This window comes from Rhizobium sp. BIGb0125 (genome assembly GCF_024810055.1).
GTDB lineage: Bacteria > Pseudomonadota > Alphaproteobacteria > Rhizobiales > Rhizobiaceae > Agrobacterium.
In genome coordinates this window covers 330799-343641 of sequence record NZ_JANUDV010000003.1, presented here as the reverse complement: position 1 = coordinate 343641, position 12843 = coordinate 330799, and the positions used below count along the sequence as shown (strand labels likewise).

Genomic DNA, 12843 nt, shown 5'->3' with positions numbered 1-12843 from the left:
TTTGGAGTATGGGCGTGCGGCCGATCACGGCTCAGGCACGCGCCAGTTTGATGGCGTCTTTCAGTGCCTTTTCACTGAGAACACCGGGATAGACATCCTTGCCAATGACAAAGGACGGCGTACCGACAAAATTGAACGACAGGGCCTGGCTGTAATTACGATCCAGCAATGCGGAAATCTTGCTGTTGTTTTCATTGACGGCGGCAGACAGCATTTCCATCGTCAGGCCCACACCGGCCAGCGCCTTTTCAACCTGACTTTGCGACAGGCGTCCTCTGGTTTTCATCAGCGCTTCCAAAGCCGGTTCATAGTGACCGATCTGCGCTGCCCCCAGCACCGCCTGAGCGGCAAAAACCGAGGCATCCCCGAGGATCGGCCAGTCTTTCAGCACCAACCGCACATCGCCATCGGTGGCCACCACCTTTTTCAAGGCGGCATGGGAGCTTTTGCAATAGGGGCATTGATAATCGAAATATTCGACAACCGTCACCGATCCCTTGGGGTTGCCAAGCACCGGTGCATCCTTGTCGAAGAATATCTCCTTCGTGCTCATTTGCGCAGCGGCGCTATCCCGCGCGCCAGGCAAAGTCAGACCTGCGGCAGTCGCAAGCCCGCCTGCCAAGACATCACGACGTGACAACATCGGAATTCTCCTTCTGCGTTATGTGCAGAATTGTGTGCTGATAAAGTGTGTTCAAAGACTGTCCTCCCGCGCCTTGCGGGCAGAGGCCGCCAGATCACTGGCGGAAAATTCGCCGACCAGCCGGGTTGCCGCCGGTTCGCGGCGTTTGGCGTTCAGAAACACCATGGTCGGCGGACCGATAACCCCAAGCGCCGACAGCATGGCCTGTTTGTCGTCGTTAAGCTGCGTCAGGTCGAGACTGACAAGGTTGACCTTGCCAAGCGCGTCGACAACATCAGGGCTGGTCAGCAGCGCACGTTCAATGGTGCGGCAGGTCACACACCAGTCGGCGGTGATATAAACCAGCGTCGGTTCATTGCTTGGCGCTGACGCGATACGGCTTTGAAGATCGGCCAGCGAGTTGACCTTGGCAAAGTCCGATTTCTCTATTCTGGCCACGCTCTGTGCGCCACCGCCTGATAGCAGCGGCTTCAGCGGAGCCAGCGGATCACTCGCACCAAGGCCGAGACCGACAAACAGCAGGGCCGCCCAGATGATCGATGCCAGACCAGCACTGCGCGAGATCACGCTGAAACCGGAACCGGTGGTGCCGCTAGCGGCGGTAAAGGCAAACACCCCGAAGCACAGTGCCAGCACAGCCCAGCCCAGCAACACGAGGGGTTGCGGGAGAAGCGGTGTCGCCAGCCACAGCGCCGTCGCCAGAAACAGGAAACCGAAAATCTGGCGCACCTTTTCCATCCACATGCCGGCCTTTGGCAGCGCCTTGCCGCTGGCTGTCGCCATGATCACAAGTGGAATGCCCTTTCCAAGCCCCAGCGCAAACAGCGCCGCCGCTCCAATGGCAATGTCACCGGTACGGGCAATGTAAAGCAGCGCACCGGCCAAAGGTGCCGTCACGCAGGGACCAATCAACAACGCGGAGGAAAAACCAAGCGCCATGGCGCCCGGCACGGTGCCGGCCCTTGTTTTGCCCTTGCTGAACCGCGCCGAGATAAAGGCGGGCAGCTGCAAATGGAACAGACCGAAATTCGACAGCGCCAGCACCACAAACAGAATGGCAATGGCGGCCACCGTCGTGGTGCTCTGCAACGCCACCTGCAGATTTTGTCCTGACCATGCCGCGACCATGCCAAGCAGCCCGAAGGCGCAGGCCAGTGCCAGCACATAGGCCGATGACAGGGTAAAACCGCGCCGTGCCGTCAGGTTTTCACCCTCGCGGGCTAGCATGGCGGCGACGATCGGATACATGGGAAAAACACAAGGCGTGAAGGCCAGCAGCACGCCAAACCCCAGAAACCCGGCCAGCAACAGAGCCAAGCCGCCATCACTGAGCATACGGTCGATGGCGGTTTCGGCATGTTCATCCGCCAGCGTAAAGCTGCCATTGTCATCAGGGCGAACAGTCGCATTGCCGGTACTGGTCGCACTGGAAAAGGCGTTCGACGCCTTGGCTGCCGCTGCAAATCCACCTTGTGAAAACAGGCCTTTACCAGCATGATCACCATCCAGTGACAACGTTGCCATATCCACCACCTTGGTGGTGGGCGGGTAACACAGTCCGTCTTCCTGGCAGCCCTGATAGGTCAGGCGAAATGTCTGTGGTGCGTTGAGCACCGAGGCCGTTGCGGTGGCGTAATAAATCTCGGTCGAGCCGAAATTCGGATCATCCTTGACCTTGCCGGGCAGGGTCTGCAGCTCCAGCTTGTTACCGGCGCTGTCTTCGGCACTGAGGTAGTCGCGGTACAGATAATAACCGTCATTTATGGTCCAGCGGATCACGGCGCGATTATCCGCTGCCTGCTCCACGGACACCTTGAAGGCCAGATCCATTTCAAGCGGTGTTTGCACTGCCACGGCTGGCGTTACAAGGCCAGCCAGTGTCATGCCGACCAGCGTCAGCATCGCAAACGTGAACGCCAATATGCGCATCCACCATGTCCTTTCGTCTACATTTTGTTATCAGGACTGATCCGACCGGCAGCTTAAGGCAGCCTTAAGGTGAAAATCGGACTAAAAATCCGGACGAAATGTTGAATAGACCGCTTGCGGAGACGTGACTTGCGAATACTTGTTGTCGAAGATGACCCGATCCTGCTGGATGGCCTGCGCGAAGGCCTCAAACTCAGCGGTTTTGTGGCCGATGGCGTGACCACGGTTGCCGACGCCACCGAGGCGCTGGAAACCGGGCGTTTTGATGCCGTCGTCCTCGACAGAATGTTGCCGGATGGGTCGGGGCTGGATGTGCTGCGCGGCATTCGCCAGGCCGGAAACCGCATTCCCGTGCTGCTATTGACCGCCAAGGATGAGGTGGGCGACCGCATTGACGGCCTGGATGCCGGTGCCGATGACTATATTGGCAAACCCTTTGATCTGGATGAGGTGGCTGCACGCCTGCGCGCCATCACCCGCCGCTCTAGCGGCCGCGCCAGTGCAGAGATCAGCCTGCGTGGCCTGACGCTTGATCCAGCCTCAATGCTGGTGCGCCGCGCCGACGTGGAGATTGGCCTGTCGCGGCGGGAATTTTCCATTCTGCATGCCCTGATGGAAAGCCCGCAGGCCATCCATTCCAAACAGGCGCTGGAAGAGCGGCTTTATGGCTGGCAGGAAGATGTCGAAAGCAACACCATCGAGGTGCATGTGCACAAGCTGCGCGCCAAACTCGGCCCGTCGGTCATCGAGACGGTGCGTGGCGTCGGTTACCGGCTGGGGATGGGTTGATGCGCTCGATACGTCTTCGGCTGTTTGCCATTCTGCTCGCCACCACCGGTGCCGTGTGGCTGTTTGCGGTGCTGTGGACCTATTTCAGCGTGCAGCATCAGGTGGAACGGGTGCTGGATGCGCGGTTGATGGAAGCCGCGCGCATGGTCAGTTCACTGATCACCGATCACCATATCGATGTGGCCGCCGCCATTGACGACACCAAGGCAAGCGATGCTTTAGGCTCTCCCGACGCGCCATTTGATGTGCAAGGCGATTACCGCCGACAGCTGTCCTGCCAGATATGGTCGTTGCAGGGCAAGCTGGTCAGCCGTTCGGCCAGTGCGCCGGATGATGCGCTGACCGACAACACCAGCGGTTTCAGTGAAACGACAGTGGATGGCGTGCGCTGGCGGGTGTTTGCCGTGGTCAATACCAGCCTCAATGTGCGGGTGCTGATCGGTGACAGTCTTGAAATCCGCGACCGACTGGTGGCCGATGTCGTCAAGGGCCAGCTGGTACCGGCCGTTGCCATGTTGCCAATTCTGGCGCTGTTGATCTGGTTCAGTGTCGGCAAGGGGTTGGGGCCGCTCAACCGCATTGCGACCTTGCTGGGCATGCGCACCGCCGATGAGCTACATGCCATCGAGCAGAAGGATGCGCCAAGCGAAATCAAGCCGCTGCTGAAGTCGCTGAACTCGCTGTTCCTGCGGGTTGAGGAAGCGCGTGAGCGCGAAAAATCCTTCATCGCCTATGCCGCCCATGAGCTGAAGACACCGCTGGCGGGTCTCAAAACCCAGGCGCAGGTGGCGCTAAAAAGCCATGAGGAGGACGTCAGAAACAAGGCGCTGGCGCATATCTCGACCAGCGTCGACAGAACCGGCCGCCTTGTGCGCCAGCTGATCGACCTTGCCTCGGTCGATTCCGCAGACCGTGGCGACGAGGTTGAGGTAGCGCGCCTTGACCGGGTGCTGGAGGACATACGCTGCGACCTCGAAGGTTTAAGCAGCAAACGTTCGGCGTCACTGGACTTTGACCTGCCGGTGCAGCAGGACGTGGTTGTCAGGAACATCAATCTGCTGCGTCTGGCGCTGCGCAATGTCATTGAAAATGCCATTCAATATGCGCCGCAAGACACCAGTGTCACCATCCGCCTTCAAACCACTGATGCCGCTATGCAGATCGAGGTGATCGATCGCGGGCAGGGCATTGCCTTGGAAGATCAGGCCAGTGTGCGTGAACGGTTCAAACGCGGCCACGCCCCAACGGTTGATGGCAGCGGCCTTGGGCTGGCCATTGTCGACATGGCCATGAAAAAGCTGGGCGGCAGGCTGGATTTTCGCGCAGCGACAACTGGCTTCGTTGTCGTTTTGACACTACCGGGCGAATGAAGCTGTTCACAGCTGCGTTAGTTTTACCAATCTTAAGGCAGTGTTAAGGTGGGGGCGTCAGCCAAGCGTGGAAAGTTCCAATCCGCATTAGGCAGGCCCCCCATGATTCGTGTTCTCTTCTCTCCTCGCAAGGCGTTGGCGATTGCGCTGCCCCTGTTGCTGTCGGCATGTGCCAGCACAGGCGACGGCAGTTCCGCGCCAACGCCACAGCTTGTCAGGCAACGCGCCGAAGACGACGCATTGAAATCTGTCGGCAGTGACCCGGTGCAAATGTATGCGGCCAGAACCGATGGCGGTTTTGAAATTCCCGCCATTGATGTGCAGAAGCTGAACCCGCAATATGTGCGTCAGGTCGTCAGCTACCCATCGGAAGAAAAGCCCGGCACGATCGTCGTCGATCAGAACAGCCGTTTCCTTTATCTGATCCAGCCCGGCAACAAGGCCATCCGTTACGCCGTTGGCGTTGGCCCGGTGGCGCGCTCCTTTGACGGTGGCGAGGCCATCATTGCCAGAATGGCCGCATGGCCGCGCTGGATCCCAACCCCTGACATGGTCAAAAGAAACCCTGCCCATTACGGCCCGCACAAGGACGGCGTGGATGGCGGCCCGAAAAACCCCATGGGTGCACGCGCGCTTTACATGCACAAGGACAACAAGGACACCTATTACCGTGTCCACGGCACCAATGATCCAAGCTCCATCGGCAAGGGCGTATCGGCCGGCTGCATTCGCATGATGAACCAGGACGTGATGGACCTCTATGAGCGCGTCACGCCGGGCGCCAAGATCATCGTAAAGGGCTGATGGGCCTGACTTTACCGGCGCTACGTTTTTACGTAGCGCCGGTGTAAGCTTTACAGGGATTTTTCTGCCGCCTGATGGTCTGGCCCCTTGGGAAACAGCGCTGACAAACGACGGCTGAATGCATCAAGGTAGGTCAGGACAACAGGCACGAAAACCAGCGTCAGCAGCGTCGACGAAATCAAACCGCCAATCACAGCATGGGCCATTGGTGCGCGGGATTCTCCGCCTTCACCAATGCCAATAGCCATGGGCAACATGCCGAAGATCATCGCCAGCGTTGTCATGACGATGGGGCGCAGACGCACGGCTCCGGCATTGGCCAGACTTTCCTGCAACGACTTTCCGTCCCGCCGCTCATGGTTTGAATAATCGACCAGCAGAATGGCGTTCTTGGTCACAAGACCCATCAGCATGATGAAACCGATGATCGAAAACATGTTCAGGGTCGATCCGGTGGCCAGAAGGCCAATCAGCACTCCGATCAGCGACAAGGGCAGGGTCATCATGATGGCAATCGGCTGGATGAACGAGCCAAACTGCGACGCCAGAATGATGTAGATGAAGATCACCGCCAGTACCAAGGCCTGCACGGCATACCCCATGCTTTCATTCAGGCTCTGCACGTCACCGCCAAACGACACGCGGTAACCGGCGGGAATATCCATCTTGGCAATGGCTGCATCCAGATCCTGCCGTACATCACCCAGCGGACGTCCCTCGACATTGCTGGAAATGCGGATTTCACGCGACAGGTCCTTGCGGGTAATTGCATCAGGCGCCGTGCTTTCAACGACATCGGCGACCTGATCGAGCAGCACGGTAATCGGCTTGCCGTCCTCATCGGTGCGGTTGGTGGAAATCGTCAGGTTGCGAAGCTGCGCGGCATCCTGTCGTCCCTTGGCCGGCAGGCGCACCATCACATCATAGGTCTCACCGTCAGGCGCATTCCACACCGATACGGCATCACCCGCCACCAGTGGCCGCAGCGTGTCACCAATCATCGATATCGACACACCTAGGTCGCTGGCCGCTTCACGCCGTACCTTGACGGCAAGGGTAGGGCGCTCGTTCTCAATCGAGGATTCCACTTCCGTCGCACCAGGAATGGCCGATAGCGCGGTGGTGATCTGGCTTGAAATCTTGCGCAACTGCTCGTCACCATCCCCCAGCACGGAAAGCTGCAACGGTTTGGCGGTCGCACCACCTTCCGACTGGCTGACCGAAACTTTCAAGCCGGCAATCAAGGCCAGACGCTGGCGAACGGGCTCCAGCGATTCCGATGTCCTGATTTCGCGCTGGTCATTGGGCACCAGCTGCACGGCGACATTGGCCTGGTTGAAACCACGCGCACCGCTGGCATTGATGGTGGAATAGATCGTGTCGACATAATCGAATTCACGCAGCGCATTTTCAACCTGCCCAACCTTGGCGGCCATATATTCCAGCGACGCACCCTGATTGGCCTCAAGTGAAACAGACACTTCACCCTGGTCGGTGACCGGCAGGAACTCGGCACCGATTTTCGGCACCAGCATCAGGCTCGCGACAAACATGCCAACCACAATGCCAATGGTTGTCTTGCGGTGGCCAAACGTCCAGTGGATCAGCTTGCGATAACGGTCTGCCAGCTTTTCAAACCAGACATCGAACCGATGGATCAAGCGGCCAAGCGGCCCGCGCTTGGCGTTCTTTTCCGAATCCGGATCATACCAGACGCTGGAAAGCATCGGGTCGAGCGTGAAGGACACGAACAGCGAAATCAGCACCGCCACGGCAACGGTCACGCCAAATTGCAGGAAGAACCGGCCGATCAACCCGCCCATGAAGGCAACCGGCAAGAACACCGCAACGATACACAAAGTGGTGGCCAGCACGGCAAGACCAATCTCATTGGTGCCATCAAGCGCGGCACGCACATGGTCCTTGCCCATTTGCAAATGGCGGGTGATGTTTTCACGCACCACAATCGCGTCATCGATCAGAATACCGATCGACAGCGACAGCGCCATCAGCGTCATGGTGTTGAGCGTAAAGCCCAGCGCATAAATCACCGCAAAGGTACCGATGACAGAGATCGGCAGCGTCAGCCCGGTGATGACAGTGGAGCGCCAGGAATTGAGAAACAGGAACACGATGACCACGGTCAGCACGCCGCCTTCGATCAGCGTTCTCTGCACTTCAGACACCTGCGCGGCAATGGCGCGGGAATTGTCGCGGGTAATGGTCAGCCCCACACCCTCGGCCTTCAGTTCGGTGTTCAGCGTGTCAATCTCGCTGCGCAAATCACCGGCCACCGCCACGGTATTGGCGCCCTGAACCTTGACGATATCCATGCCAAGCGATGGCACGCCCTGATAGGTGGCGCGGCTGGTGACTTCGGCACCGGTATCCAGCACCGTTGCCACGTCAGACAGATAGACCGGGTAACCGCCGCTTTGCGCAACAATGATGCTATTGAACCCGGCGGTATCTTCAATACGTCCCTCAACGGTGACAATGCGCTGGTTGATGCCGGAAATCAGCGTACCGGCGGCACGGTCCTGATTTTCCCGGCGGATGGCGTCCATCACAGAGGCGACGCCGACACCATAGGCTTCCAGCCGGTCAGGATCGACCACGACAAGCATCTGCCGCTCACTGCCGCCAACAAGGGTAATCTGGCCAACACCGGCAATGATGTTGAGGCGGCTGGTAATCACCCGGTCGGCAAGCGTGGTGATTTCCGACAGCGTGCGTGTGGAAGAGGAAACCGCCAAAGACAGGATTGGCGCATCCTCCGGGTTGAAGCGGGTGACCTGCGGTGTATCAACCGCGTCAGGGAAACCGGCCTGCAGGCGGGCAACACGGTCACGCACCTCTTGCGCTGCGGCCTGCGAATCCACATCCAGCTGGAACTGCACCACCACAACGGCGCGGCCCTCATAGGATTCCGAGGTAATCGTATCGATACCGCCAATGGTGTTCAGCGCGGATTCAATAGGGCGGGCAATTTCGCTTTCCACCGTTTCCGGCGACGCGCCGGTATAAGCGGCGGTTACCACAACGATGGGAAGATCGGTTTCCGGAAACTGGTCGACACCAAGGCGGCTGTAGGAAAACAGCCCGATGACGAGCACCGTCACCATCATCATGGTGGCAAAAACCGGATGTTTGACGCTGACGCGGGTAAGGAACATCGGCTTATTTCCCCACCACGGTCACGGGCGTATCGGCCACCAGCTGCGGCAACGGCGCAGACACCACCACTTCGCCCGAGCTCAGCCCATTGATCTCGACCAGGTTCTGATCATTCCATGTGGTGCCAAGCTTCACATCCTGGCGGCGCAGATAACCGTCCTCCACCTTCAGCACGAAAGTGCCGGTGGCATCGTGGCGCACGGCAGCAATCGGCACGGCAATGACATTGTCCTGCTGGTCGATGCTGAGAACACCCGTGGTAAACATGCCGCCCTTCAGCAGCATGTCGTCATTGTCTATGGCAATGAACACGCGCACGGCACGGGAACCTGCGACCGCCGTGGGCGCAATGCGAGTGACTTCACCGGTAAATTTGCGGTCCGAGAAACCTTCAACCGTCAGTTCCACCGGCTGGCCAATACGGACGCGGGGAATGCGGCTGGTCGGCACACCGGCATCCACCTCCATGCGGCGCAGATCGACAATGGTCAAAAGCTCACCATTCACAGGCACCGTCTGGCCCTGTTCCACTGGCCGCGCCGATACCACGCCATCGAACGCGGCATGCACCTGCGCGTCGCTCAAGGCTCTCTCTGCATCGGCAACAGCGGCCTGTTTGGCACGCAACTGCGCCTTCAGGTTCAGCACATTGGCATTGGCCTCCAGACGCACCGCCTCTGATGTCGCGCCGGTGTCGCGCAGGCTGACATTGCGGGCGAGCACATTTTCAGCAAGCTCAAGCTGCGCCTCAACCGCTTCCACCTCGGCGTTACGGGCCGTCAGCGCCGACGCCAGACCCTCGGTGTCGATGCGCACCAGAAGGTCACCCTTTTTCACCACATCGCCAATCTGCACCGGCAGTTCGGTAATGGTGCCGGCAACCCGCGCCGTCAGGCTGGTGCGCCGGATAGGAGTAAGTGAACCGGACACACGCACTTCACTGCCCAGGTTACGGGCGGCAACGGTTGTCACGTCAACACCGGCCAGCTCCACCTTGCCAGCGGCAGCACCCGACGCCGTGCCTGCTGGCGTACTTGCTGGTGTACTTGCTGGTGTATCGGCGGGCGCCTCTGGCGTTTGTGACACTGCCGGACCGGCCACGGCGAGCGAAGGGATCAGCAATGCCGCGAGAAGGGCTGTTCGGGTGGGTTTCATGCAAGGCTCCATTACGGGCAGAAGGGTGGCGGTCGCTTCGACATTTGCCGTTGCGCCCATGAACGACGCCTGAACGACATCAGGACAACAATGAAACGACAACGGAATGGCACATGCACCATCCACCGCCAGGGAGACTGGAGGACCCCCGCGTGCCGGTGAACGGCGCACAGTCATAAACCGGACCACCACACTGATTGCTGCACATTGCAACAACATTGCAGGTGGCGAATATTACCGCTCATTTTTGCGTCCACGCCTTAACGCGACGAAATTTCTTTTCGTTCCTGACGCTTAGACTGTTGTCCTTGTCAGTGCAGTCCTGCTCTTACCAACACCGTCAGCTGGCAACAGCAGACAATCTGTCCATCGAACCTGCACTGCATGGCGGCAATGTATTGGCCCTGCCATCGCGTACAGGCGCGTTGTTTCAGCTGGCCTTAGCCCGGCAAAATGTAAGAAACAACGTCATCCACTGACATTCAGCTACCTGTCAGGAATGGTGGGCATTTGGGCTCTACGATAGTTGATCGGAGACCCAATGATGAAACGTTCAAAGACCCGTGTTGCGGCAACAGCGATTGCTTTGGTGCTTGGCAGTCTGGCAGCCTATGCGGGTGCCTTGCAGATTTCGGGTAACTTCCACACGGTCATTGCGGGTCAACTTTATCGCTCGGCACAACCGACCTCGGCGCAGCTGGAACGGTATGTCCGCGACCACGGCATTGAAACAGTCATCAACCTGCGCGGTGAAAACACCGCAGACTGGTACAGACAAGAAATCGCGACTTCGGAAAAACTGGGCATCAAACACATTGATTTCCGCATGAGTGCATCGCAGGAACTGGACCCTGAACGCGCAGCCGAACTGGTTGCCGTGATGAAATCCGCGCCCAAACCCATTCTCATCCATTGCCAGGCCGGTGCCGACCGTTCCGGCCTGGCCTCTGCGCTTTATAGCCACTGGGTGGCGCAGAAGAGCGAACATTTTGCCGAGGGCCAACTGTCCTTCTATTACGGTCATGTTGGTCTGCCCTATGTCTTCACCGCCTGGCCAATGGATGAAAGCTGGGAAAAGCTGGAGCATCTGTCGCTCGACAAAACAGCCGTCACGCAGGACATCGTTGGCATTGCAAGTGAAGACAATACCAACCTGCTGACGCAGACAATCGATACGCCCAGTAGCTGATATCTCCGCCTGAACCAAACCTGGATCTGAACCAGTCTCGGCAGCACCAGTCTCGGCGGCAATTGACAGGGCCCGGTTGCGTTGCTATCCGGGCGACATGATTACCGCTGCAACCATTTCCGGTCTGTATTATGCGCTGCTGAAATAGCGGCGGGCAAATCATATTGTTTAACCGCTGCATGGCCAGCGGTTGATATTGACGGATGCCTCTGGCCGTGTGGCCTGTGAGGATGTCATGTCTAAGTCTCTTCCCAAATCCTTTAACGGACCGGTCGGCATCATTGGTTTTGGTGCCTTTGGCCAGTTGGTTGCCCAGCATTTGCGCGCCCATTTTCAGGTGCTTGTGAGCGATATCGCGCCTGATCTTGCCACGGCCAAAACCCTTGATGTTGCCGTTGCGCCCTTTGAAACCGTGGCCAAATGTCCGGTGGTCATTATCGCCGTGCCCGTCAGCGCCATGCGCAGCGTGGCAACGGCACTGGCGCCGCTTCTTAAAGTCGGCACACTGGTGCTGGACGTCGGCAGCGTGAAAGTTGAACCAGCCGCCATCATGGCGCAACTGCTGCCACCAACCGTCGACATTGTTGCCACCCATCCGCTGTTTGGCCCCAAAAGCGCCGGTAACGGCCTGCATGGTCTGCAAATCGCCATATGTCCCATCCGGGGGGCGCGTTTTCGCGCCGCCGCCTTCTGCCGCAAGGCTGGACTTGAGGTCATCATGACCACGCCAGAGGACCATGACCGCGAGATTGCACAGGTGCAGGGACTGACCCATCTTGTCGCCAACCTGCTGGTAAAAATGGATATCAGAGAAACGCGCATGACCACGCGAAGCTTTCAGGCGCTGATGTCGGCGGTTGATATGGTGCGCCATGATGCACCGGATGTGCTGCAGGCCATCCTCAGGGTAAATCCGCATGCCGGCGATATCATCAAACGGTTCAAGTCGCTGACCTCAGCACTTGAAGACCCGGCATGACGGAAACCGACGACATGACCGGCACCAGCCCCACAGGTTTTATTGTGAAATCGGCCGCGTTGCCGCTTGCCATTCCGGCTGCTTTTGATAGACCGGAATTCCGGCCAACTCGAAGGAAACGATATGCCGGATTTTTCCACCCTTATGCTTTTTGCCGCCGCCTGCGTTGTTCTGACTGCAACGCCCGGACCTGACATGTTGCTGATTGCCTCGCGCAGTATCAGCCAGGGCCGCGCCGCCGGTTTTCTCACCTATGCCGGAATTGCCCTTGGCACTTACTGCCACGCACTTGCCGCCTCATTCGGTCTCTCGCAACTGTTTATTGCCGTTCCCATGGCCTATGACGCCATTCGCTGGGCCGGCTCCGCCTATCTTGTTTATCTCGCCGTCAAAACCATTCGTTCGGACGCGACACCCTTTTCACCCACCACGGGGCTGAAGCACTTTTCCATGCAGCGTATTCTGGGCGAGGGGCTGTTGACCAATCTGCTCAACCCCAAAATGGCCCTGTTCGTGCTGGCGCTGTTCCCGCAATTTGTGGCCCCGCAAACCGGCTCACTGCCCCTGCAAATGCTAGTTCTCGCCACGGTGCTGAATGTAACAGGCCTTGTCGTCAACGGCACGGTCATTCTGCTCAGCGGCCATATCCGCAGCCGTTTTGCAGGCCGCAACCGTTTCAATAAACTGCCGCAATATCTGCTGGCCACGGTGTTTGCCGGTCTCGCCTGCCGTCTGGCGCTGGGTTCCAGAAACTGACAGGAGTAGGGGCGACTGCGGCTTGAAATCGTGGACGCCCCGCAAAGCGAAT

Annotated in this window: 10 protein-coding genes; 6 read left to right on the top strand and 4 right to left on the bottom strand. The window is 58.6% G+C overall.

Translation table 11 applies throughout. The features are described from left to right. Positions 1-31: 31 nt before the first annotated feature. Together M2418_RS09890 and dsbD are read right to left on the bottom strand one after the other, a co-directional pair. Entirely contained in the window at positions 32-643 is a 612-nt protein-coding gene (locus M2418_RS09890) for a DsbA family protein (protein ID WP_259146234.1), read from the bottom strand. Between the two features lie 51 nt (positions 644-694). Beyond that, entirely contained in the window at positions 695-2572 is a 1878-nt protein-coding gene (gene dsbD, locus M2418_RS09885; protein ID WP_259146232.1) for a protein-disulfide reductase DsbD, read from the bottom strand. A 129-nt stretch (positions 2573-2701) separates the two neighbouring features. Between dsbD and M2418_RS09880 the strand changes: the two genes are divergently transcribed. The 3 genes from M2418_RS09880 to M2418_RS09870 all read left to right on the top strand — a co-directional run bounded on the left by M2418_RS09880 (position 2702) and on the right by M2418_RS09870 (position 5535). Beyond that, on the top strand, positions 2702-3361 hold the full coding sequence (locus tag M2418_RS09880) for a response regulator transcription factor (RefSeq protein WP_259146230.1): 660 nt from the start codon (positions 2702-2704) through the stop codon (positions 3359-3361). Further along, positions 3361-4731, top strand: coding sequence for an ATP-binding protein (locus tag M2418_RS09875; protein WP_259146228.1), 1371 nt, complete (start codon positions 3361-3363; stop codon positions 4729-4731). The genes M2418_RS09880 and M2418_RS09875 overlap by 1 nt, the downstream gene beginning before the upstream one ends. A 102-nt stretch (positions 4732-4833) precedes the next feature. Then, entirely contained in the window at positions 4834-5535 is a 702-nt protein-coding gene (locus tag M2418_RS09870; protein ID WP_259146226.1) for a L,D-transpeptidase, read from the top strand. A gap of 50 nt (positions 5536-5585) precedes the next feature. Here the strand turns inward: M2418_RS09870 and M2418_RS09865 are convergent, their stop codons facing one another. Both M2418_RS09865 and M2418_RS09860 read right to left on the bottom strand, forming a co-directional pair. Continuing rightward, positions 5586-8711, bottom strand: a complete 3126-nt coding sequence (locus M2418_RS09865; protein ID WP_259146225.1) for an efflux RND transporter permease subunit — start codon at positions 8709-8711, stop codon at positions 5586-5588. 4 nt (positions 8712-8715) lie between these two features. Continuing rightward, positions 8716-9867: an efflux RND transporter periplasmic adaptor subunit gene (locus M2418_RS09860; RefSeq protein WP_259146224.1), complete on the bottom strand. Its 1152-nt coding sequence runs from the start codon at positions 9865-9867 to the stop codon at positions 8716-8718. 544 nt (positions 9868-10411) lie between these two features. Between M2418_RS09860 and M2418_RS09855 the strand changes: the two genes are divergently transcribed. From M2418_RS09855 to M2418_RS09845, 3 genes are all read left to right on the top strand, one after another. After that, on the top strand, positions 10412-11056 hold the full coding sequence (locus M2418_RS09855) for a dual specificity protein phosphatase family protein (RefSeq protein WP_259146653.1): 645 nt from the start codon (positions 10412-10414) through the stop codon (positions 11054-11056). 235 nt (positions 11057-11291) lie between these two features. Then, entirely contained in the window at positions 11292-12035 is a 744-nt protein-coding gene (locus M2418_RS09850; protein WP_259146223.1) for a prephenate dehydrogenase, read from the top strand. Positions 12036-12158: 123 nt separating this feature from the next. Further along, positions 12159-12791: a LysE family translocator gene (locus tag M2418_RS09845; RefSeq protein WP_259146222.1), complete on the top strand. Its 633-nt coding sequence runs from the start codon at positions 12159-12161 to the stop codon at positions 12789-12791. Positions 12792-12843: the final 52 nt, after the last annotated feature.

What these genes read in the sequence shown, in the direction of transcription:
- M2418_RS09870 (WP_259146226.1), top strand. Translation starts at nt 4,834, where the DNA reads ATGATTCGTGTTCTCTTCTCTCCTCGCAAGGCGTTGGCGATTGCGCTG.
- M2418_RS09875 (WP_259146228.1), top strand. Translation starts at nt 3,361, where the DNA reads ATGCGCTCGATACGTCTTCGGCTGTTTGCCATTCTGCTCGCCACCACC.
- M2418_RS09865 (WP_259146225.1), bottom strand. Translation starts at nt 8,711, where the DNA reads ATGTTCCTTACCCGCGTCAGCGTCAAACATCCGGTTTTTGCCACCATG.
- dsbD (WP_259146232.1), bottom strand. Translation starts at nt 2,572, where the DNA reads ATGCGCATATTGGCGTTCACGTTTGCGATGCTGACGCTGGTCGGCATG.
- M2418_RS09845 (WP_259146222.1), top strand. Translation starts at nt 12,159, where the DNA reads ATGCCGGATTTTTCCACCCTTATGCTTTTTGCCGCCGCCTGCGTTGTT.
- M2418_RS09890 (WP_259146234.1), bottom strand. Translation starts at nt 643, where the DNA reads ATGTTGTCACGTCGTGATGTCTTGGCAGGCGGGCTTGCGACTGCCGCA.
- M2418_RS09850 (WP_259146223.1), top strand. Translation starts at nt 11,292, where the DNA reads ATGTCTAAGTCTCTTCCCAAATCCTTTAACGGACCGGTCGGCATCATT.
- M2418_RS09860 (WP_259146224.1), bottom strand. Translation starts at nt 9,867, where the DNA reads ATGAAACCCACCCGAACAGCCCTTCTCGCGGCATTGCTGATCCCTTCG.
- M2418_RS09855 (WP_259146653.1), top strand. Translation starts at nt 10,412, where the DNA reads ATGAAACGTTCAAAGACCCGTGTTGCGGCAACAGCGATTGCTTTGGTG.